The sequence below is a fragment of the Maribellus sediminis genome (assembly GCF_011799805.1).
Classification (GTDB): Bacteria; Bacteroidota; Bacteroidia; order Bacteroidales; family Prolixibacteraceae; genus Draconibacterium; species Draconibacterium sediminis_A.
Genome location: NZ_WXUB01000001.1, coordinates 446,443 through 469,536, shown reverse-complemented (window position 1 = coordinate 469,536; position 23,094 = coordinate 446,443). Strand labels below are relative to the sequence as shown.

The 23,094-nt window shown below is 42.0% G+C and carries 20 protein-coding genes and 1 tRNA gene; 10 read left to right on the top strand and 11 right to left on the bottom strand.

Going from position 1 to position 23,094, the window contains the following annotated elements; all coding sequences use genetic code 11:
- Window positions 1–34: 34 nt before the first annotated feature.
- Window positions 35–742 (top strand): FadR/GntR family transcriptional regulator, encoded by a 708-nt coding sequence (locus tag HFD85_RS01735; RefSeq protein ID WP_167604880.1) that lies wholly within the window; start codon window positions 35–37, stop codon window positions 740–742.
- A 690-nt stretch (window positions 743–1,432) separates the two neighbouring features.
- Here HFD85_RS01735 and HFD85_RS01730 read toward each other — a convergent pair.
- Window positions 1,433–1,506: transfer RNA gene (locus HFD85_RS01730), tRNA-Ile, on the bottom strand.
- Window positions 1,507–1,780: 274 nt separating this feature from the next.
- Window positions 1,781–3,277 (bottom strand): Gfo/Idh/MocA family oxidoreductase, encoded by a 1,497-nt coding sequence (locus HFD85_RS01725; RefSeq protein ID WP_167604878.1) that lies wholly within the window; start codon window positions 3,275–3,277, stop codon window positions 1,781–1,783.
- 310 nt (window positions 3,278–3,587) lie between these two features.
- On the opposite strand from HFD85_RS01725, the gene HFD85_RS01720 reads away from it, so the two are divergent.
- Entirely contained in the window at window positions 3,588–4,121 is a 534-nt protein-coding gene (locus tag HFD85_RS01720; protein WP_167604877.1) for a peroxiredoxin, read from the top strand.
- A gap of 12 nt (window positions 4,122–4,133) precedes the next feature.
- Window positions 4,134–4,559 (top strand): OsmC family peroxiredoxin, encoded by a 426-nt coding sequence (locus HFD85_RS01715; protein WP_167604876.1) that lies wholly within the window; start codon window positions 4,134–4,136, stop codon window positions 4,557–4,559.
- 271 nt (window positions 4,560–4,830) lie between these two features.
- Here HFD85_RS01715 and HFD85_RS01710 read toward each other — a convergent pair whose 3' ends face one another.
- From HFD85_RS01710 to HFD85_RS01695, 4 genes are all read right to left on the bottom strand, one after another.
- The gene (locus HFD85_RS01710; protein WP_167604875.1) at window positions 4,831–5,580 is read right to left on the bottom strand and encodes a LytR/AlgR family response regulator transcription factor; all 750 of its coding nucleotides are present in this window, start codon (window positions 5,578–5,580) and stop codon (window positions 4,831–4,833) included.
- Window positions 5,561–6,628, bottom strand: a complete 1,068-nt coding sequence (locus tag HFD85_RS01705; protein WP_167604874.1) for a sensor histidine kinase — start codon at window positions 6,626–6,628, stop codon at window positions 5,561–5,563. The genes HFD85_RS01710 and HFD85_RS01705 overlap by 20 nt, the downstream gene beginning before the upstream one ends.
- Before the next feature lie 125 nt (window positions 6,629–6,753).
- On the bottom strand, window positions 6,754–7,572 hold the full coding sequence (locus HFD85_RS01700) for a hypothetical protein (protein ID WP_167604873.1): 819 nt from the start codon (window positions 7,570–7,572) through the stop codon (window positions 6,754–6,756).
- Between the two features lie 302 nt (window positions 7,573–7,874).
- Window positions 7,875–9,545, bottom strand: a complete 1,671-nt coding sequence (locus tag HFD85_RS01695) for a DEAD/DEAH box helicase (RefSeq protein ID WP_167604872.1) — start codon at window positions 9,543–9,545, stop codon at window positions 7,875–7,877.
- 205 nt (window positions 9,546–9,750) lie between these two features.
- Here HFD85_RS01695 and HFD85_RS01690 point away from each other — a divergent pair, with 205 nt between their 5' ends.
- The 7 genes from HFD85_RS01690 (at window position 9,751) to HFD85_RS01660 (ending at window position 18,503) form a co-directional block, all read left to right on the top strand.
- Complete coding sequence (locus HFD85_RS01690; protein ID WP_167604871.1) at window positions 9,751–10,581, top strand: outer membrane beta-barrel protein; 831 nt, start codon at window positions 9,751–9,753, stop codon at window positions 10,579–10,581.
- Window positions 10,582–10,626: 45 nt separating this feature from the next.
- Window positions 10,627–11,727 (top strand): sialidase family protein, encoded by a 1,101-nt coding sequence (locus HFD85_RS01685; protein WP_167604870.1) that lies wholly within the window; start codon window positions 10,627–10,629, stop codon window positions 11,725–11,727.
- Window positions 11,728–11,732: 5 nt separating this feature from the next.
- Window positions 11,733–12,497, top strand: coding sequence for a creatininase family protein (locus HFD85_RS01680; RefSeq protein WP_167604869.1), 765 nt, complete (start codon window positions 11,733–11,735; stop codon window positions 12,495–12,497).
- A 268-nt stretch (window positions 12,498–12,765) separates the two neighbouring features.
- Window positions 12,766–14,919 carry a S46 family peptidase gene (locus tag HFD85_RS01675; protein WP_167604868.1) on the top strand — a complete coding sequence of 718 codons (2,154 nt, stop codon included), beginning with the start codon at window positions 12,766–12,768 and terminating at the stop codon, window positions 14,917–14,919.
- Between the two features lie 174 nt (window positions 14,920–15,093).
- On the top strand, window positions 15,094–15,555 hold the full coding sequence (gene rnhA / locus HFD85_RS01670; RefSeq protein WP_167604867.1) for a ribonuclease HI: 462 nt from the start codon (window positions 15,094–15,096) through the stop codon (window positions 15,553–15,555).
- Window positions 15,556–16,524, top strand: coding sequence for a phosphatidylserine decarboxylase (locus tag HFD85_RS01665; RefSeq protein ID WP_206081831.1), 969 nt, complete (start codon window positions 15,556–15,558; stop codon window positions 16,522–16,524). It begins immediately after the preceding gene.
- An 89-nt stretch (window positions 16,525–16,613) separates the two neighbouring features.
- Window positions 16,614–18,503: a glycoside hydrolase family 97 protein gene (locus HFD85_RS01660; protein WP_167604866.1), complete on the top strand. Its 1,890-nt coding sequence runs from the start codon at window positions 16,614–16,616 to the stop codon at window positions 18,501–18,503.
- A 47-nt stretch (window positions 18,504–18,550) separates the two neighbouring features.
- Here HFD85_RS01660 and HFD85_RS01655 read toward each other — a convergent pair whose 3' ends face one another.
- The 5 genes from HFD85_RS01655 to HFD85_RS01635 form a co-directional block, all read right to left on the bottom strand.
- Window positions 18,551–19,591: a hypothetical protein gene (locus tag HFD85_RS01655; RefSeq protein WP_167604865.1), complete on the bottom strand. Its 1,041-nt coding sequence runs from the start codon at window positions 19,589–19,591 to the stop codon at window positions 18,551–18,553.
- 2 nt (window positions 19,592–19,593) lie between these two features.
- Window positions 19,594–20,274, bottom strand: coding sequence for a hypothetical protein (locus HFD85_RS01650; protein WP_167604864.1), 681 nt, complete (start codon window positions 20,272–20,274; stop codon window positions 19,594–19,596).
- Entirely contained in the window at window positions 20,255–20,794 is a 540-nt protein-coding gene (locus HFD85_RS01645) for an RNA polymerase sigma factor (protein ID WP_167604863.1), read from the bottom strand. Before HFD85_RS01645 ends, HFD85_RS01650 begins: the two co-directional genes overlap by 20 nt.
- A 307-nt stretch (window positions 20,795–21,101) precedes the next feature.
- Entirely contained in the window at window positions 21,102–21,713 is a 612-nt protein-coding gene (locus HFD85_RS01640; RefSeq protein ID WP_167604862.1) for a ribonuclease HII, read from the bottom strand.
- Window positions 21,714–21,901: 188 nt separating this feature from the next.
- A complete protein-coding gene (locus tag HFD85_RS01635; protein ID WP_167604861.1) occupies window positions 21,902–23,026 on the bottom strand; it encodes a glycosyltransferase family 4 protein in 1,125 nt (374 codons plus the stop codon).
- Window positions 23,027–23,094: the final 68 nt, after the last annotated feature.

Below are 23,094 nucleotides of genomic sequence, written 5' to 3'. Positions count from 1 at the left end.
ATGTTTTTAATTTTTATAGTGTTATACTTACAATATGGCAGAAAATAACTTGTTAAATCAGATATCTACAATCGACACAAGCAGTTTAGTTGATCGCGTAGAAATGCAGTTGCTGGAGATTTTTATTAATAAAGGATTGAAGACCGGTGATACAATACCTAAAGAACTGGAATTGGCCAGCGCCATGGGCGTAAGCCGAACTGTGATTCGGGAGTCACTTACCAGGTTGAAGGCAATGGGATTAGTAGACTCCATTAAACACAAAGGAACGGTGCTCACGAGTCCAAACCTGGCACAGATTCTTCAGAAATCAATGATTCCTAAAGTCCTTGATGACGAAACACTAAGAAATATATTTGAAATTCGACTAATCCTCGAGATAGGAATGGCCGATTCCATATTTCAACACATTACTGATGACGACATTGCAGAACTGGAAAATATTGTCAATTCTGAACCCGAATCGACCGGTAATGTTCTTTTCGACATTGAACATGAAATACAGTTTCACGGTAAACTTTATGAAATAACAAGGAATAATACACTCAAGAATTTTCAAACCATCCTGCTTCCGGTATTTAACTTTGCCTACGACAGTGGTTTAATAAACAAGCCGATCAAGAAGAAGAAACATGTTTCGCATAAAGAGCTTGTTCAAATATTAAAAAACGGTAGTGCAAAAAAATTCAGGGAAGGTATGCGTAAGCATCTCGAAAATCATTTTAATCGATTGTACGAATAACCCATCGCATTATAAACCTACAGAAAACGTCCTGCTTTAATACAAATGCATTGGAAAGGTAGTACTGTATTATGCTCTTGTTTCCAAAAAATCCTTGAATATAGGATACGTATAAAACGCTCGGAAGCCACTAAAAAGGACAATGATAATTTGGTCCTTGATATCTTCCCCTCAGTATTGGAAGTTAAACAAAAAGAGAATAAAGGAAGGAACATTCTATATGCAATGTCAAAGAAAGATAAAACCATAATCAATATTGGGACAAATCGTTATCCGATTTGGATCTTAAGTTTATCTAAAAATGAAAATGCAAGATAGATTTAGATAAACTTTTAGATAGACTTAGATATTCTTGAGTCGCTAGAGTGTTAAATAAGAGGGAATTGAGATGTCAAATAATAGATAAACTAGATATTCTTAGACAAAAAACAAGTTATAAGCCCCGCCGCAAGCAATACAAAATAACAGCCAGGCAAACGTCAGTTTATGAAGTTATTGTCTCGGAACTTCAGAAGAATCCAGCCGTAAATAGAAGAATGTCATTCTCTTGGTTTAAGCACAGCCCGATACTTTAGAATTCCATTTCCACTCTCAAGAGCGATCACATCCAAATTCTGTGTGCAAATTGTGTGCAAATAAAAAAAATGAAGCAACTTAAAGAATATATCTAAGTGCTTCATTTTAAATCCGTGGGCCCACCTGGGCTTGAACCAGGGACCCCCTGATTATGAGTCAGGTGCTCTAACCAACTGAGCTATAGGCCCGGGATGAAAATCAATACATAATTATGATTTTCGGCGTGCAAGTTTACGAATTTGAATGAAATTACGCAAGTAATACGAATTGTTTTTCAAAGTAAGCATTATGCGAAACTTTGAGATTACAATCGTTAATGCCGGCAGCAAATTGAAAAGGCTTTGAGGGCGCACGCTCCAAAGGCTTATTACAACTTCCAATCGGTATATTTAACTTGTTTTCGCTAAGCACAAAAAAAAGGGTGCCACTCCGCGACACCCTTTATCATATATTTTATGCTGATTATGCAGGCATATCAGGTAAACTCCATGGTTTACGGTAGGTATGCTTAATCAGTTCAGCTGCAAATTCCTTGGCAGAAATTGGATCTGTCCAGGTTTTGGCAAATGTTGGGTGACCATCGTGGATTTTGAAACCATCTCTTACAACAGTTTTGATCGTTTCATCATCTGTGAGGTTGGTGAACTGCATGTTTTCTCCGTCCCAATCCAGTACTTTATTCAACGACTGCAAACGAACAGCAAGAACGCCCATTACTACCATTTCGTTGAAAGGACCGGCTTCACTAAAATCAGATGCAGTAGGAATACGGTTTTCAGGATTTTCCTTACATGCGCGAACCCAATCCATTTCGTGGCTGGTTTCTACACGGCGGCGGAATTTAGGTGCATTTGGTGTGCGACCTGAAAGCAACCATGGATCTTTTCCATAACATCCGCAAACTAAGGTATCTTTGGTTCCGTGGAACAATACACCACCACCAGCATCATTTGGATCTCTTCCATCTGGCCAACCTTCCGGCAACATAGGTTTTATACCACCATCGTACCAGTGAACATCCACTTCAGGAAGTTTCATTTTCATTTTTTTCTTGGCCTTCCTTTCAGGGAAAGTCAATTTTACAGATTGTGATACAGGTGCGCAATCATTCAGCAATAAGCTTGAATTACCCTGTGCATGAGTCGGATAACCTAATTCAAGGCCAACGAATACCGGGTGAAGAATATGACAAGCCATATCGCCAAGAGCTCCTGTACCGTAATCCCACCAGCCACGCCAGTTCCATGGGTGGTAAATTTCGTTATACGGACGCATTTTTGCAGGACCAATGAATAAATCCCAATCCAGGGTTTCAGGAACCCACTGTCCCTGTTCCGGCGTATTTAAACCTTGAGGCCAAATCGGACGGTCGGTAAAAGCTTCTACTTTTGTAACGTCACCAATTTCGCCATTTGCTAACCACTCGCAGGTAAGATTTACCCCTTCACCCGAAGACCCCTGGTTACCCATTTGAGTAGCCACGTTGTACTTTTTGGCAAGTTTGGTTAACAGGCGTGACTCGTATACCGAGTGAGTCAAAGGTTTCTGCACATAAACGTGTTTACCCATTGTCATTGCAGTGGCTGCGACAATCGCGTGGGTATGGTCGGCAGTTGCCACAACTACCCCGTCAATTTCTTTACCAATTTCATCGTACATACGGCGCCAGTCTTTATACTTTCTGGCATTGGGGAAAGCATCGAAAACACCATTACCTCCGGTGTATTTCCAATCCACATCACAAAGACCAATAATGTTTTCCGACTTCAGGTTCTTCAGGTTAGCGAATCCCATTCCACCAACCCCAACACCTGCAATGTTGAGTTTATCGCTGGGCGCCTTATGTCCCAAACCTGCGACCGCATGACTGGGTACAATTGTGATTCCGGCAGCAACAGCTGCCGAAGTACCAATAAATGCTCTTCTTGATACTGTACTTTTGTTTGATTTTTTCTCCATACTAATATTTGTTTAATCGGATAGGTATTTACAATTTGCTAAAAAGCTCATAAATATAATGATATTGACGCGCAAAACAGCATCAAATGTTGTTAAACTAATGTTGGTCGATATCATAAGCTAAATCCCCCAATTGTTACTGTGAATTTCACAATTAGAATTTAATTCTAGCTATCAACACATTAGATACAACGATATAATTTTCGTCTATTCTCCTTAAAAAAAATCGATTTGATGCAGGAAATTTTTCAATCTACTTTTGTGACATTAAAAATGCGAACTATTTAACATCTTATAAAAACAAAAAATCATGAAATCAGTAGGAGAAAAGTTTCCCAAGTTTAAAAAGGAGGCAGTACTGGCCAACAATCAGTTTGATACTATTACGAATGAAGATCATAAAAAAGAAGGAAAATGGATGGTCATTTTTTTCTATCCAAAAGACTTTACTTTTGTTTGCCCGACCGAAATTGTTGAGTTTAACAATAACTTCGACAAGTTTAATGCCTTAAATGCCACCCTGTACGGAGTATCAACCGACACACAGGAAGTACACCTGGCATGGAAAGCAAACGATCCGCGTTTATCGAATCTGAGGTTCCCATTAATTGAAGATACTTCCAAGTCATTGTGTAAGAAATTAGGTATCTTACAACCAGGAAGTGTTGCCTACCGAGCTACTTTTATTGTCGATCCGGAAGGAACAATTCAGTGGGTTAATTGTAATAATGATACAACCGGACGAAACGTACAGGAAGTTCTGAGAGCTTTAGAAGCCACTCAAAACCCGGGATTAACCGGATGTGACTGGCAGCCCGGCGACACTTTAATATCAGTAAACTAAAAAATTGAAATTATGACAGTAAGAAAAGTAAAATCGGTATGGAACGGAACCTTGAAAGGAGGTACAGGCGAAATGAATATTACAGGCTACACCGGCCCGTTTACATTTGCGTCGCGTTTTGAAAACGGAAAAGGAACAAACCCGGAAGAACTTGTTGGCGCAGCACAAGCCGGATGTTATTCCATGTTTCTGTCAGCTCTGATAAGCGGAGAAGAGCTTACTCCTGAAAGCATTGAAACAGAAGCTGCAGTTACACTGGGTGAACTCGACGGTGGCCCGGCTATTACCAACATTAAACTGACCAGTGTAGTAAAATGTGAAGGTTTGTCGCAAGAAAAATTTGAAGAACTCGCGCAGGCCGCCAAAGTAAAATGTCCGATTTCGAGACTGTATGCCGGAGGAACAGCAACAATTGAACTTGACGCCACACTGGTTTAAGGTTCACACAAAATAGTGAGTGAGAGAAGGGAAAAGTTAATGTAATTAACTTGTTAGAAGAGGAATAAAGGAGCTTTCGGGCTCCTTTTTTTATGTAACGTAAAAATATTCAATACTCAATTTTGAATGTAAAATATCCAACAAAAGCAGGAAATTGGATATTCGAAATTGTGTATTGATTATTCTGACTTTAAAATTAAAACTAATCCCAGACAGGAGTCTATTTCTTTACTTTCATTACCGTTGGTGATTGTCGGGGATCATGTCTGTTTCATTTATCCATCCAGTGTTTGAATTCGGTAACCCGGTCGCGGCTGACGATCAGGTCCTCCTGGAAATTCACTTCCAATTTCAGCTTTAAACGTGTGGTTGAATAACTTATAATTTCAGAAATGCAATTAATGTTTACGAGGTAATTTCGGTTTATTCTGAAAAACTGCTCCGGATCGACCATCCCCTGCAACTGATCGAGCGAGTGATCGATATCGTAGGTTTTTCCTCCGGTGGTTTTTAGGAAAGTATTTCGCTCCTCAACAAAAAAGCAACAAATATCGGCCACTTTTATCGATTGGAAACGTGTACCGACTTTCATAAAAAACCTTGTTTTGTACCTTTTGGAAACCTGCTCAATAACCCGGGTAACTTTGCTGGCAAAATCCGATTCGTCGAATATTTTTCTGAACTTTTGCAGCGCCTGTTTCAGATCATTTTCACCGATCGGTTTCAGAAGATAATCAACACTGTTTACTTTAAAAGCACGAATAGCATATTCGTCGTATGCTGTTGTAAAAATCACCGGAGCATGAAGTTTGATGGCATCAAAAATCTCGAATGATATTCCGTCTTCCAGCTGAATATCCATAAAAACCAGGTCAGGTGACGGATTAAGGCTAAACCAGTTAACAGCCGACTCAACCGACTCAAGAACTTTCACCACTTCAATATCGGCAGTAATCCTTGTCAATTGATCTGCCAGTTTTTCGGCAGCCAGTTGTTCGTCTTCAACAATTACTATCTTCATTTTTTTCAGCTTGAACAGGTAATTTCACTACAAATTCGTCTTCGTTTTTCATTAGCTCGATCCCCCTGTCTAGTATGAGTTTACAACGCTCATCGAGATTCTTCAAACCAATTCCCGATTTAGGCCCTAATTGATCTTTCTCCTGTAAATTATTACGAACGACCATTTTATCCAAACCTTCGTAATGAATGGTAATCCGAAGTGGTTCGTTCCGTGAAGCTTTGTTGTGTTTGAGCGCATTTTCGACCAGCATTTGCAACGAAACAGGAATGATCTTTTCTGAACCTGCCCCGTTTGAATCAATTTGAAGTTCGATCTTTTCCTGATCTCTTACCTGCTGCAGGGAAAAAAAATCTTTTACAAATGCCAGTTCATTTTCAACAGGCACCAGGTCTTTATCCTGATTTTCGAGTACGTAACGATAAACCGACGATAATTTCAGAATGAATTGCTCTGACAGCTCAACATCCTTTCGAATTAACGACGAGAGCGTATTCAAACTGTTAAAAAGAAAATGCGGATTTACCTGGCTCTTTAAAGTTTCGTACTGAAAAATGAGCTTTTCCTGTTTTAGTTTTTGCGTGCGTTTTACGGCATCGTACCACTGAGTATAGAAGAAAAACAAAGCTCCAATGGCAAAACCAATACCGGCAGCCGTTAAAAACGATTTAAAATCGGAGTGAATAAGACTGGGAATAAATTCAGAAAAACCGGCTCCTGTGCGCGAGAAATGGTATGTAAAAAGTGCCAAAAATACGATCACGGCAATAACCATTACAGACAAGTAAAAAAGTACGAATCTTATTAAAGTGCTCTTTACAACTCCGGGCGCATCGGGTTTTACGCCATAAAAGAATAAATAACCGATCCATAAAAACAATTCCAGTTGAAGGAAAGTAAGAACGAGCATACTTAGCGTTCCCGGGTGAATGAGTTTTTGGGCTATTGCCAGGCTGAACAAGGAACTGATAACTACGGCGCCGGCTAAAATCAGCAGGTGCCAGACTACCTTTTGCCGAAGGGTTTTATTTGCGGTTGGATGTTTCATGATTTCGTTTTTGAAAATACTAAAACTAATTGTTTCTGCCGTTAAGGCAATGCAGAATATTTGACCGGCCGTAAAACGAGTGCCGGCGACGATCCGCCGACACCCAAATCTAATATCAACTCTATTTAGAAAATGCGCTTATACGTAATTTCACGTGTAGCATCCATTAGTTGTTTTTGAGTGGCCCCCGGGAATAATAATTCCATCATTACATCTTCGAATAATACCGCGTGTTCAATCTGTTTGTCTTCAAGCGATACCCAAATGGTTCCCCAATAGTGGCTGCGCCCTTTCATTTCAACTACTTCCGACTTTACCTCCAATGGATTATTCATTGTACGGTATTCAATAACTGCACAGTTTTCATTGTTTTGCTCCGAAATTCCTGTCCAGGTAAGTTGAATGTCTTTGTTCTCGAAATAACCCTGTCCGGCAAGATCCACTTTACCGTTCATTTCTTCAACTGCATATGGAACATTCAGTTGCAGCTTGTCGAAATAAGCCCAGGCAAATCCTTCAATTCCGAGCATGTCCCAAACCAGGTTTTTGGTGAAATCGGCATACTCGGTAAACGTTTCGAATTTTTCGGCTTTTAGCATTTCTTCGTTCGGCTGATATGTAAAATCTTCCATGTAGTAAACAGGAGTTGCTTTTGGAAATTCAGCGTTTCGATTGTTTGAATTCGATTGTGCAAAACTTACATTGTTCCATTTGACTTTACCACCCGGAAGGCCGCGGGTGTATTCGCCACAAACCTGCTGTTTGTTGTAAAAGTTCCCAAAAATATCGCCATTATAATGTGTGGTCGTCACCTGAAAGTGCTGGATTTCGTCGTTCAATTCAAGGCTTTGAGGCAATTTTACTGGAATATCAAACTTCGCTCTTTGCTGTGCACTTACATTTGTTGCTACTAGCATTGCGATGAACAGATAAATTGTTTTCATACGATTAAAATTGTTTGTTTTACGGCATCGTATGGAATTCGCATGATATTCAATCATTCTTGCTTGATACGAATTCCATCCTCATGCTCATTTCATGATTTCTTCTTTTTTGGATTGAATACTGATCCAAATTTCCAAATTCACAAAAACATTAAAAAGAAAGATTTGCTGAGTGGGATGTTTTGGGGTACGAGTGGGAAATGAGTTCTTCGAATCGGGAACTTTTCCAAAGTGTGGAACTTTGGAAAAGCTGAAAGCAAAAAAAAAGCTGCCTGAAATCTCAGACAGCTTTTTGAAGTATTTTACTTTTTCTTATTGGCTAATTCAATACCAACGCGTTGTCCCTTGTAGCGGGCATTTTTAAATGCCTTTGTCAGCTCCTTCTCGTAACGCTGATCGACTTCAAAGAATGAAAACCCTTTCAACACCTCGATGCTTCCGATTTCCACACTTTTACCAGGCATGTTCTGATTGATAAGGTCGATGATGGTACGCTTGCTCACACCATTTTTCTTGCCCAGGCTAAAGAAAAAACGTGAGTAATTGTAGTTGCCACCTCTTCCTCTGCCACGGTCGCCACGCATGCGATCTTCGCGACCACGTTTATTACTGCGTTCGCCACGCTGCGACTCTCTTTCAAAAGTCTCATCGACATTAATATCCTCGGCATTCTCGTAATATTGCAGAAATCGGTTGAACTCCACCGAAACAAAATGTTTGATCAATTCTTCACGATCGAGCCAGGCCAGTTTTTTATATATCACCGGCAAAAATGGTTCAATCTGCTCGTTGTTAACCTCTACCTTTTCCATTTTGTCGATAAGGTTAAACAACTGTTTCTCACAAATTTCTTTTCCGCTTGGAACCGCCACTTTCGCAAACTGTTTCCCTATCTTGCGCTCAACATCTTTCAGTTTACCCTTTTCGCGCATGTGGATAAGGGTGATTGAAATACCACGCTTACCGGCACGGCCTGTACGGCCACTTCGGTGAATATACACCTCAGGATCGTCGGGCAGGTTGTAGTTGATTACGTGAGTAAGATCGTTTACATCCAGACCACGGGCAGCAACATCGGTAGCTACCAGCATTTGTAAGTGTCCTGTACGGAAACGCGACATTACGTGATCGCGTTGAGCCTGCGAAAGATCGCCATGCAATGCATCGGCATTGTAACCATCTTTCATCAGTTTATCAGCAACATCTTTAGTTTCAGCGCGCGTGCGGCAGAAAATAATTCCGTATATATTCGGGTTGATATCTGCAATTCGTTTTAGGGCTACATAACGGTCTTTAGCATGAACCAGGTAATAATGGTGTTCCACATTATCAGCACCGATGTTTTTCTTTCCTACTGAAATTTCATGCGGATCGGTCATGTACTTGTTGGCAATCGTAACGATCTCTTTTGGCATGGTGGCCGAAAAAAGCAAGGTTTGCTTTTCCTTCGGTGTGTCTTCCAGAATGCCATCCAGATCATCTTTAAATCCCATGGACAACATTTCGTCGGCTTCATCGAGCACCAACCATTTAATACCCTGAACTTTCAGCTTTTTCCTGCGAATGAGGTCGAAAGTTCTACCTGGTGTTCCCACCACTACCTGTGCACCTTTCTCAAGATCCTTAATCTGTTTCCTAATATCGGATCCACCATATAAAACTGCAACATTTAGTTTGCTGAGGTTTTTCGAGAACTGATTCAGGTCGGCTGCAATTTGCAGCGCCAGTTCCCTGGTTGGACTTAAAATCAGTGCCTGGGGTGAGTTAACTGTGTGGTCAATTTGCTGAATGATGGGCAAGCCAAAAGCAGCGGTCTTTCCTGTTCCTGTTTGAGCCAACGCAACCATATCCTGATCGCTTTCCAGTAAAAACGGAACTGTTTTTTCCTGTATCGGCGTGGGCTTCTCAAATCCTATTTCCTGAATAGCCTCCAGAATTTCAGACCTTAAACCCATTGATTCAAATAAATTCATTTATAATTTTTAAAAGTGGCCGCAAAGGTACTTGTTTTATTTGTATTACAGCGATTTACGAAAAACTTTCATGAAATTTAACGTTCAAGGAACTTCGCACAAAAACAGCGGCTGTTTGTTCCAACTTTTGTTTACGATTTTTACGATCGGATGCACGGCATTTTAGTACGGATTCTCTTACATTTGTTTTAATAAAAACGAAGATATGAAGCTTTCGAGTCCACTGAAAAATAACTTTTACCTCAATCACTTACTGTTTTTTTGGAGTTTGATGCTCAGTATTTCTGCCAGCACCTTTGCTCAGGTTAGCGATACCATCGTGCCGGTTGATGAAGATACTGAGAAAATTCTGAGCAGGATCGACATTCGAAACATATCAACTAACGGGTTTAATTTATGGAGGGATGATTTCTCTGGCCATTGGGCAGGTATCGACTTTGGATTCAACATGTTTCTGAATGAGGATTACAGCGCATATGAAACCGACTTTATGAGTAACGATGTGCTTCGTTCAAATTCTATGTACATCAATTTTGTGCAGCAAAGTATAAGCCTGCAACGCTACCGGAATACATTTGGACTGGTTACCGGGCTCGGACTCCGATTACAAAGTTACCGTTTGGATGATAACACCACAATCGTGCTTGATAACAACAATGTGGTACAACCCCATGAACCCAATTTCGAAAACATAAAAAAATCAAAACTCGGAATAATGTCGCTGGTGCTTCCGGTTCTGGCGGAGGTTCAGATTCCTGTCAATAACTACAAAAACCGCATTTATATCTCCGGAGGAATGTACGGCGGAGTAAAACTTACAAGCCACACAAAAGTTAAGTACAAGGTCGAACAGAATGAAAAACTCAAAGTAGTTGATCATTTTTCGTTGCGCGACTTTAATTACGGTCTGATGTTTCGCACCGGCTATCGCTGGATAAACCTGTATGCGAGTTACGATCTGGTCAGCTTTTTCAAAGAAGAAAAGGGACCTGAATTAACACCTTTTTCATTTGGGATTACGCTGATACGATTTTAAAATGAAATTCAGAAAAAAATAGCTGTCCAAATTAAACCGAAAAAGATGAAGCATCTGTTCATCCTCATTTTTATTTCCCTACCTTTTTTATTGTTTTCACAAAAAGACAATGCTTTAAAAGGTAGTATTTATATTTCCGGTTCCGAAGGTTATAACACCTTTCGCATACCTGCAATTGTACAAACAAACTCGGGCAGGCTGCTTACTTTTGCCGAAGGACGTGTTAACGGAAGTTCCGACACGGGCAATATCGATCTGGTAATGAGAAGTTCGGACGACGATGGAAAAACCTGGAGCCCTCTAAAAATAATTTGGGACGACGGCAACAATGTATGTGGAAATCCGGCGCCGGTTGTTGATGTCCAAACCGGTGAAATTCATTTGTTGATGACCTGGAATTTAGGTGAGGATCATGAACGTGACATTATCGACCTGAAAAGTAAAGATACAAGGCGCGTATTTGTTTCTTCATCGTCGGATGACGGCGATAGCTGGACAACTCCAAAAGAAATCACTTCAAGCGTAAAAAAAGAAAACTGGACCTGGTATGCCACAGGTCCCTGTCATGGCATTCAACTAAAATCAAGCAAAATCAAAGGCCGTTTGCTTATTCCCTGCGATCACATTGAAGCAGAAAGCAAGCAGTATTATTCGCATACAATATTTTCCGATGATCACGGAAAAACCTGGTTACTTGGAGGAACTACTCCGCAACATCAGGTTAACGAAAGCACAGTTGCAGAACTCCCGGACGGGAAACTTCTGCTAAACATGCGAAACTACGACCGCTCGCAGAAAGCACGAAAAATAAGTTGCAGTGAGGACGGTGGTTTAACCTGGTCGGATATTCAGTCGGATACGGCCTTAATTGAACCAATTTGCCAGGCTAGTTTACTGTACACCAGTGACAACAATTTTCTGTGGTTTCTGAATCCGGCAAACACTGACAGCCGCACCAATATGACCTTAAAAATGAGTAGCGACGAGGGTAAAACCTGGAAAACTCATACGGTACTTCATCCCGGACCGGCGGCTTATTCCGACTTGTGCCAAATAAACAAAAACACCATAGGCTGTTTGTTCGAAGGAGGAATGGAGAATCCTTATCAAGGGATTGTTTTCACTACTGTTCAAATTGAAAAATAGACGCTATGAGACCTTACATACTTGAAGAAACTAACTGGAAACAGATCAAACACCAGAAATACGAAGTGGCCATCCTTCCCTGGGGTGCTACCGAGCCCCACAACTACCATTTACCATACGGAACTGATTCGCTGGAAACAGAAAAAATTGCAGCATTGGCTGCCGAAAAAGCCTGGGAACAGGGCGCAAAAGTCATGGTGTTGCCAACCATTCCGTTAGGAGCGCAAAATGTGGGGCAAATCGATATGCCCTTTTGTTTGCACACGCCACCTTCAACCCAAATGCTTATTTTGAAAGACCTTGTTTCTGCGCTCGACAGGCAAGGCATAAAAAAACTGGTAATTATGAATGGCCACGGCGGAAACGATTTTAAACCGATGATCCGCGAACTTCAGCCACAGTTTCCCGAACTATTTTTATCGTTGGTTGAATGGTTCAAGATTCTTGATGAAGAAAACTATTTTGAAAAGGGTGGCGACCATGCCAACGAAATGGAGACCAGCATCATTTTACACTTCTTCCCCGAACTGGTGTTGCCACTTTCCGAAGCAGGAAACGGAAAACAAAAAGCATCAAAACTAAAAGCCATTCGCGAAAAAACGGCCTGGGCACCGCGGCAATGGGATAAGGTTTCGGAAGACACCGGAATTGGCGATCCGCGCCAAGCCACTGCCACCAAAGGCGAAAAATTTGTGCATGATGTCACCGAAAAAATCGCCGCCTATTTTGTGGAACTGGAGGAGAGCAACATTCACGATCTTTACGAATAAACTTAAAAACTCTTAAGGGTGTAATTTTTGAAGATTATCTGATACCTATCCTTGAAACCATTCCTAAAAGAATTGAATTCAACGCTAATCGAATTCCTAAAAACAGATTGAAATAAACTGATTTTTAAGAGAAATATCACTTTTAGAAGTGCTGGGAAAAACTATATTTGCGACTTTAATTTTAATAAGGATACACCTAAATTGACTATACCTTACCTGTAGGGAAAATTTCATAGTTAATTTTTGGGTGTTGTAATAATTTCAAATAATGAAAAGATTAAATCTGATACTGCTCTTAACTGTGTTTCTTTTCGGTACAGCAGTAGCCGACGAAGGGATGTGGCTTCCTTCGCTGATTCACAAACTGAATATTAACACCATGCAGGAAATGGGTTGCGAACTGAGTGCTGAAGAAATTTACAGCATTAACAATTCGAGCCTGAAAGATGCTGTCGTGGCACTCGATCGCGGATCGTGTACTGCTGAACTGGTTTCGAAAGACGGACTCCTGCTGACCAACCACCACTGTGGTTTTGGCGAAATTCAAAAACATTCGAGTGTTGAACACGACTACCTGCAGGACGGATTCTGGGCCATGTCGAGAGAAGAAGAACTCCCTAATCCGGGAAAAACGGTTACTTTTTTGGTTCGTGTTGATGACGTAACCGAAAAAGTACTTGCCGAGGTAACTGATGAGATGACCGAATCGGAACGTGATGCAAAAATTAACGAAGCCGCCGACAAACTAAAAGAGGAAGCAAAAGGCACCACTCATTACGAAGTTTATGTGCGCGACTTTTTCAATTCAAATAAATTTTACCTGTTTGTTACCGAAACGTTCAAAGACGTTCGTTTGGTAGGCGCACCTCCGCAAGCACTTGGTAAATTTGGTGGCGACACCGACAACTGGATGTGGCCTCGTCACACCAACGACTTCTCGATGTTCCGCGTTTATTGCGGTCCCGATGGAAAACCTGCAGAATACTCGGAAGACAACATTCCTTACCAGCCAAAACATTTTCTGCCTATTTCGTTGAAAGGTGTTCAGGAAGGTGATTTTGCCATGGTGATGGGTTATCCCGGCAGCACTGCCCGATACAAAACTTCATACGGTATCGACTACACCATGAAAGTGACCAACACCGCACGTATCGAAGTAAGGGAGAAAAAACTGGATATTATTGCCGACTACATGGCCAGCAGCCAAAAAGCAAAAATCCAATACGCTTCAAAACACGCCAGAAGCGCCAACTACTACAAAAATGCTATCGGTCAGAACGAAGCGCTTACCAAGTTAAAAGTGATTGCTCAAAAGCAAGGTCTCGAAAAGCAATTCACCAGCTGGACAAACGCCAGTGAAAGCAGAAAAGCAAAATATGGTGAAGCACTGAATCTGATCGAAAATTACTACACCAATATTGAGGCCGATAAAGCTCGTGAATACATGTCGGAGGCTTTATTGCGCGGACCGGAGATCTTCCTGTTTGCCAACCGTGTAAAACCCCTGGAAGAGTTACTAAAAGATCCGAAAGGGAATAAGGACAGAATCGAACGCTATTCTCAGGCGCTGAAAGCTGCTGCCGAAGAATATTTTAAAGATTACAGCGCATATACCGACCAGCAGATCGCTGGTGCTTTAATGCGTATCTATGCTGCTAAAAACACTTCGGAATATCAGCCCGCTTTCTTTGCTGAGATTCAGAAGAAATACAAAGGCGATTACGATAAGTATGCCGACAAGATGTTCCAGAAGTCGATTTTCGATGATAAAGACGAGTTCATGGCCTTCCTGGATAATCCGTCGGTTAAAGTGCTGAAGAAAGATATGGCATTTATGGCTGCCGATGATATTTTCGCAAAATACCGCGAAATCAGCAACCAGATTTCAACAAAAGGCGACGAACTGGCAAAAGGAAGAAGACTGTTCCTTGCCGGTTTAATGGAAATGCAGCCCGACAAGAAGTTCTATCCCGACGCCAACTCCACCATGCGTTTAACTTATGGTAAGGTGCTCGATTACGACCCACGCGACGGTGTAACCTATAAATTCTACACCACCACCGACGGTTACCTTGAAAAAGAAATTCCGGGCGATTACGAGTTCGATGTACCTGCCCGCATGAAGGAACTCTTGCTGGACAAAAACTACGGACAATATGCTGATGCCGATGGAAAATTACACGCGGCATTCATCACCAATAACGACATTACTGGTGGTAACTCAGGTAGCCCGGTCATTAACGGTAAAGGCGAACTGATCGGTATTGCCTTCGACGGCAACTGGGAAGCCATGAGTGGTGACCTGGCTTTTGAGCCAGAACTGCAACGTTGTATCAATGTCGATATTCGCTTTGTACTGTGGGTAATCGATGTGTATGCCGGTGCCGACCACCTCATCGAAGAAATGGAAATTATCAAATAATTTTCAAAAAAATAAAGCATAAAACCTCGTCAGTTATGGCGGGGTTTTATTTTTTTAAATTTGAGATTATTAGTAGTAAGTAGTGCGACTAATTCTAATAAATGTTGCAACTTCCAAATAAAGCTCACTACTTTGTACTCGATACAATTTTCTCAATACTCACCAACAAAGAAAATGGCTCGACCCAAAATAACCATTTATACTGACGGCGCTGCACGCGGAAACCCGGGGCCGGGAGGCTACGGAGTCGTTCTCTTGTCGGGGGAACACCGCAAGGAACTTTCAGAAGGCTACAAGCTTACGACCAACAACCGCATGGAATTACTGGCGGTGATCGTTGCCCTGGAAACGCTGAAAATACCCGGAAGCGAAGTCACCATTTACACCGACTCGAAATACGTTGCCGACGCTGTTGAAAAAGGCTGGGTTTTTAACTGGGTAAAAAAGCGCTTTAAGGGGAAGAAAAATCCCGATCTTTGGATGCGTTTTCTCGAGATTTACAAAAAGCATCTTGTTAAATTTGTTTGGGTGAAAGGACATGCCAACAATCCGCTAAACGAACGCTGCGATGAGCTTGCTGTGGAAGCATCATTCAAGCCGGTGCTTTTGGAAGACGTGGGATATAAACCGGAATAAATGAAGTACTTTAGTTTGATCGTTTTGTTTTTGACACTGATTGCCTGCCAAAACAAAGATGATTCAGGCCAAAAAATGAAAACCATAAATTACATAGACAGGGCAAGTGGAGAAGCCCGCACCGAGAAGGTTCCGAGCGAAGGAATGCTAAAATGGCTGTATTCATCGCCATCGGGGAAGCTGGCTTTGAACGTGTTGTTTAAACGGAAGTTCTTTTCTGCATTGGGAGGCTGGTACATGAATACACGAATCTCGAAAAACAGAATTCCCGAATTCATAGCAGAACACAATATAAACCTGAATGAATACCAACGCGACTCGGTTCAGGATTTTAGTTCCTTTAATGATTTCTTTTACAGAAAACTAAAGCCCGGAGCGCGGCCAATTGGTGAACACCTGGTTTCGCCGGCCGATGGAAAGATTTTGGTTTTTCCCACAATCAAAGATGTTCTTTCCTTCTTTGTAAAAGGTATAGAATTCACGTTGACAGACTTCCTGAGAGATAAGGTCCTGGCAGAAAAATATGCCGGTGGCGCAATGGCCATTGTCCGACTGGCACCACCCGATTACCACCGTTACCATTTCCCGGCTTCAGGTTTGGCGTCGGAAACAACAAAAATAAAAGGGCATTATTTCTCGGTTTCGCCACTGGCGCTGCAAAAAAGCCTGGAGATATTTTGCGAGAACAAACGTGAATATTGCACCCTTGCAACACAGGAATTTGGAGAAATTCTGATTGTAGATGTTGGCGCCACAATGGTTGGTAGTATTCTTCAAACATACCAGCCGGGCGAAGTTAAAAAAGGCGACGAAAAGGGCTATTTTGCTTTTGGCGGTTCAACGCTGGTGCTGCTTTTCGAACAAGGCAAAATTCAATTCGATTCCGACCTTATTGATAACACCGGCAAAGAACTGGAAACGACCATTAAGATGGGCGAAAAGATTGCATCGCCACTGAATGGCCTGTAATACATCAGAAATTTCACCAGATTTTTTCCAAAACTTTCCTGAAATCTCAGCAACATTTGTGATATTTGGTTCATAAACTAAACTGAACCATGAAAAACCTGATTCTTGTTATTCTGGCATTTGCACTGTTTGCCTGCAGCAATTCCAACTCTGTTTCCGTACAAAGTCCCGATGGAAAAATAAAAGTCGACTATTGGATCGACGAAGCATCCAACAACTATTATTCAGTAAACCAGGATGGGGAAATCCTTATTCAACCTTCATTTTTGGGGTTCGAACTTGAAAATGGAGAGAAAATCGGGACGAATGTAAAGATCGTTTCAGTTCAGAAAACAAAAGTAGCTGACAGCTGGACACCAGTTTACGGAGAACTCGCTGAAGTGCCTGATGTATATAATCAAATAGTAATTCGACTAAAGGAAACTACCCAAACTCCGAGGGAATTTGAACTAACATTCCGGGTGTACAACGAGGGAGTGGCTTTTAATCTGAATTTTCTTTCCGACGATAACAATCCGACACTTACTATTCAGAAAGAACTTACCGAGTTCAAATTGGCAAATGATTATGAATGCTGGGTTTCTGACCGGGCACAATCCGAATACCGAAAGGTTCCGATAAGCGAGATCGCTGCACCTGTTGAACGGCCGCTGGTGATCGAGGCAGATAAAAAATACCTGGCAATCGGCGAAGCAAAACTGATCGATTTTTCGCGCATGAAGTTGATGGCAGGAGAAAGTGCGAACACGCTTGTGGCCACACTCCACGACGAACCAACAGTCACGCTTCCGTACACAACACCCTGGCGGACAATTATGGTTGGGGATTCTCCGGGAGAACTGCTTGAGCACAATTATTTCCTGCAAAACCTGAATGATCCCTGCGCAATTGATGATGTTTCGTGGATAAAATCGGGTAAGGTCATTCGCGAAGTTACACTTACCACCAAAGGAGGAATTGCCTGTGTGGATTTTGCTGTTGAAAACGGCTTGCAATATGTTGAATTTGATGCCGGCTGGTACGGGCTTGAATACGACGATGCCTCGGATGCCACAACAATTACCGTCGATCCGAAACGCTCGCCTGGCCCGCTCGATCTGCACAAAGTAATCGACTATGCTAACAGCAAAGGAATTGGCATCATTCTCTATGTCAACCGGCGCGCCCTTGAAAAACAAATTGATGAGATTCTTCCGCTTTACCGGTCGTGGGGAGTGAAAGGCTTAAAATATGGGTTCGTCCAGGTGGGTTCGCAGGAGTGGACGACCTGGCTCCACGAGGCAGTAAAAAAAGCTGCTGAAAATGAATTGATGGTTGACATCCATGACGAATATCGCCCCACCGGTTTTTCGCGCACTTATCCTAATTTAATGACGCAGGAAGGTATTCGCGGCGACGAAGAAAGCCCAGCGAATGCGCACACACTTACCACGCTTTTTACACGCATGCTTGCCGGCGCCGGCGACAACACCATTTGTTACTTTGCCCCAAGAGTTACCGAAAAAATGGGCGGACACGTGTCGCAACTCGCCAAAGCTGTAATGCTTTACAGCCCGTGGCAGTTTTTGTTCTGGTACGACAGGCCACCAAATTCTTCGGATGTGATTGGCGGCGTTCCCGGAGCCAAAGATTATATTGAACTGACTCCTGAACTGGAATTTTTCAAAAATATGCCAACGGTTTGGAACGATACAAAAGTGTTGGAAGGTAAAATTGCTGATTACGCTACCGTTGCCAGAAAATCGGGTAACGACTGGTTTCTCGGCTCCTTAACGGGAAAAAATTCACATGCATTACAACTGAACTTATCTTTTCTGGATACCGGGAAGAGTTACGAAGCCATTGTTTATTCGTACGATCCCGAAATTGACATTCCTACAAAAGTACGTATTGATAAGCAGGAAGTGAATTCCACTTCGTTGTTGAATTTTGATATTCGGCCGAATTCAGGATTAGCTATTCAATTCCGCCAACTGTAAAAATCCCGGATTTCTCCGGGATAACTTTCAGACTTGAACAATGTTTGTTAGAAGGCCACCGAAACGCGAATGCCCGGGTAAATATTCTTGAAAAAGTCGTTGAAATACAGCTCCGGCTTTACCGAAAATGTATTGTTGATCTTCTTGTTCATCGATAAGCGGAAGGTATTTTCTTTGAAGAAATCGTTGTTTCGACTGACGAGGTAACCAAAGGAAAGTCCGTACCATTTTTCATCCAACGGAGAATTCGAAAAGTTATGTTCCCAACCCAGGGATACAAAATGATTCAGATCGAAATAATTGTCATCGCTTGAATTGGAAAAATCATACATCATGCTCCAGTCGATGGAGTAGATATTCTTCATCATTCCCCGATTCACGAATCCAAGGCCAAGTCGAAAATTGAAATCAGAAACAAAGGTATTTTTTACCCAACCGGCGCCAATTCCTCCGCTAAGAATAAGCATATCCATTGGCTTATACGCTGGTTCCTGTATAAAAACTTTCGCTTCATCATCACGTAAATCGACCCAGGCCTGAACGGGATTTTTACGATAGCCTTTACCTATCTTATCACCTAATGCAACTGTCCCGCTTTTGCTTTTCTGTTTAAACGCTTCCGAAGAAAAATAAGACAGATCTGAAGGCTGATCGACAAAGATTTTGAATTCAATTTCACGGTAAATAAGGTGCAGGCAATATTTCCCAAAGTCTTTTTCGAAAATGGTGCCATCGCCGAAAATGACCAACTGCTTCGTATTCTTTTTCTGGTTTTTCAATGAAAGATCCCTGGTGTTTTCAACATACTGGTTGTCATTTGTACTTTTATACTCAATAAGCACATACTCATCTTCAGCTGGACTGACAATCGCCAGCTGGTCAAGAATTTTTTGTAGCTGCCCGGTTTTTTCTGCCAGTTGCAGTTTCTCGGGGCTATTCGCTATAAAATTGGTACTTGCCACCTCCACCAACATCTTATCGAATTTGTACCGGATGGTATCTCCTTTAAAAATATCGCTTACAGCATTCGCCGATTGAGAAATAATGGTGAGAATAATTACGATTGCAATGGTTTTAATTGTTTTCATGGCTATTTTTTAAAAAGTGTTCTGTTTAAGTCGTTTGTTTTGCCGCCGAAGTTTTTCGGAAATATTTTGACTTCCAATTCCGGATTATTTACCGCCGGTTTTTTCTGAACGCCCAGTTCCACCCGCTCGCTTTTTAATTGAAAAGGCTCTGTTTGCTCCGGGTTATCTGCATTTTTAAGTGCGGTAAGTTCGGTTTGGGCAGCCTGTAAATCAGCCGTCAGTTTTGCGAGTTCTTCTTTGTAGGTTTGATGCTGCTCAAAAAGTATGTGTTCAGTTGAGTCCTGCAACTGCACGTATTTTTGCTCCCAGTCGGTTTCATTTGCTCCTTGTTTTTGCTGAACGAATCGATCGCGGTAAACCACCTTCTCCACAATTTTTGTTTCTGTTTTTACCTGAGTTGGTATCGATTTTATGGAATCAAGCTCGAACTGAAGTTGCGAATTGAAATTTTCCAGCTCTGCAATTTCGGCCGCATGCTGCCTTTGGTAGTTTAGTCCGGCAAAAACGCCACCTGCAAGTAACAAGCCCAGAAAAACGGCAGCCACCCGCCACCAGGCCGCCACTTTTTTGGAAGTGCCCAGCGAATTGTCGAGCTGTTTCCACATGACCTCTTTCCCCTGATAACGGAATCCGGCATCATCTTCTTCAAATGCCTTTTGTATGTTATGTTCCAGCTTGTCCATAGTTGTAATTCAATTTCTTTTGTAATAATTTCCGTGCTTTAAAAAACTGCGAACGCGAAGTGCTTTCCGAGATCCCCAGCGTTTCTGCAATTTCTTTGTGCGCATATCCATCAACCACATGCATCATAAAAACCGTCTTGTACCCGTCGGGAAGTCGGTTCACCACTTCAATTAAAACGGCATCGTCCACGGTTTCTGTCCCAGCAATGTTATAGTGCTCTTCATCGATGGTTTCCAGTTTGTAAAGCGTACTTAGCTCCTTTCGTCTGTCCATCAACGCTTGGTTGATAACGATACGAGAAAGCCAGCCAACCAGTGCAGGTTCATTGATAAACTCGAAATCCGGTAATTTTTCAAATATCTTCAGGAAAGCCTGAAAAAGCGCCTCTTCCGCCGATTCATACGAAACCGCATACCGTTTGGCCACGGCAAACAAACGATCGGCATACAGTTCGAAAAACTGCTTTTGTGCCCGTCGGTCTCCTTTCGAGCTCTTATGAATTATTTTTTGAAGCTGCACTTAGTCAGTTTGTTTTTCTTTCATTAGTAAAATGCAGAATGTTGGTTAAACGTTGCCTGCCCGCTAAAAAAATATGGTTTTTACTATCTCCGGCTTCAAACCACTAATGAACCGGGTACATTGCTTCGTTTTTACACCGGATGGCAAACGTTACGGTAACATTGCCTCACTTTTCAATTGGGCGACAAACGTTATGGTAACGTTGCTCCTCCTGTCGATTGAGCAGGGAATGTTATGGTAACGTCGTCGGCCTTTTCATGCGCGGCAAGAATTTTGCAGTAATTCTTCCCCGCCATTGTTTCGCGTTTCAGAAATCCAGCACCAGCTGTTCATCCAGCAGGCGAAATGTCATCCGGTGGTATTTTGTAGGCCCGTATTCTTTTATTGCGGCGCGGTGTTTTTTGGTGGGGTAACCTTTGTTGCGGTCCCAGTCGTAATGTGGAAACTCGGCATGAATTTTCAGCATGAAATCGTCGCGGTAAGTTTTTGCCAGCACCGAAGCCGCGGCGATGGAATAGAACCGTCCGTCGCCTTTTATCATGCAGGTATACGGAATTTTTGTTTGCGGACGAAAACGGTTTCCGTCAATTAATAAATGCTCAGGTTTTGTTTCCAGTTTCTGAACTGCCCGGTTCATGGCCAGAAATGACGCATTCAGAATATTTACCTCATCAATCTCGTGATTATCGACCGCCACCACAGCCCAGGAAATGGCTTGTTCTTCGATTAAGGGACGAAGCTGATAACGCTGTTTTTCGGTAAGTTTTTTTGAATCGTTCAACAGCTCACTTTCAAAATAGGGAGGAAGAATAACCGCGGCAGCAAAAACAGGCCCCGCCAAACATCCGCGGCCGGCTTCATCGCAACCGGCTTCTATCTGTCCCTCATTAAAATATGATACTAGCTTTTGTTTCTTCATTGTTGTTAGTTATGAGCCACAAGCCACGAGCTAAGCTTTTTCTTCCATTCAAAATCAACTGTTCTGCTAAAAGTTTGTTTGATGCCACTTCATAAATCGCAAATCGTTAATCATCATTCTAAAATCGAAGTCAGTTATTAAACTGATAAATTGCCATAGTTCAAACTGAGACTTTAAACTGTGACTGATCACTGCAACGCTTTCTCTACGCTCATCCAGAGCAGTCGGGCGGTTTCGTCCCAGCTAAATTTGTTCTTCTGAATAAATCCTTTTTCCACCAGTGTTTTGCGCAGTTCAACATCCTTTTGAATTTTGATCATGGCATCGGTAATCTGTTCAATTTTAATTGGATCGGCATAAAGAACAGCATTGCCACCCACCTCCGGAATTGATGTAGTATTGGAACAAATTACCGGAATTCCGGCGCTCATCGCTTCCACAATCGGGATACCAAAACCTTCGAAAAAAGGAACAAACGTAAGCGCAAGAGCTGCCCCGAAAATATCGTGCAGTTCGCTTGTTGATACACGGCCGGTAAACACTACTTCATCTTTATTCCGCATGTTCTCGTATGTCTCAAAAATATCGCCCGTTTTATGCATTTCGCCACCAACCACTACCAATTTTGTATTGTTGCCGTTCACACTCTTAAACGCATCGAAAGCCTTCAGCAAACCACTTACATTTTTCCGCGGATGCAGTGCACCAACAAATAGGAAATATTCGGCTCCTCCGGTATATTTCTCTCTGATTTTAACGATCTCCTCTTTAGAAATGGGTTCAAATATCTGGTTGATGCCGTCGTAAACCACGTCGATTTTGTCGTAATCAACCTTAAACGAGCGGCTAATGTCCTCCTTCGAATAAAACGAAACCGTTGCCAGGCGCTTAGCAAAACGCGCGAATTTCGGGAAATAATAGTTATAATATTTGGCTTTCAGCCACGGAAGGTCATCGGGACGGTGCACGAAGTTAATATCGTGGATCACACCCAACTGAGGAACTTTTGTCCGCTGCGAAAGATAACCATCGGGCGAAAGAAACAGATCCACCTTATACTTTTTCAATATTCGTGGTATCTGGAATTCGAACCACAGGTACCACAAAACCGGGTGCCTTGTTGGTGGTCCGATCACTACCGGCTTTATATTATCGGCAAAAATATAATCCTGATTATAAGGCCTGTCGAAAATGAAGATAAACTCGTGCTCGGGGTGGTTCAAAGTCATCCGTTTCAGGGTTTCGTAAGTGAACCAGCCAATTCCTTCGAGCTTGCCTTTTAAAAGTAAACGCGTATTAACCGCAATAACCATTGAGTAGAATTCAAGTTTCCGTAAATGTACAAAGTTTGTATTTATTTTATCAGTTGGGTTGTTCAATA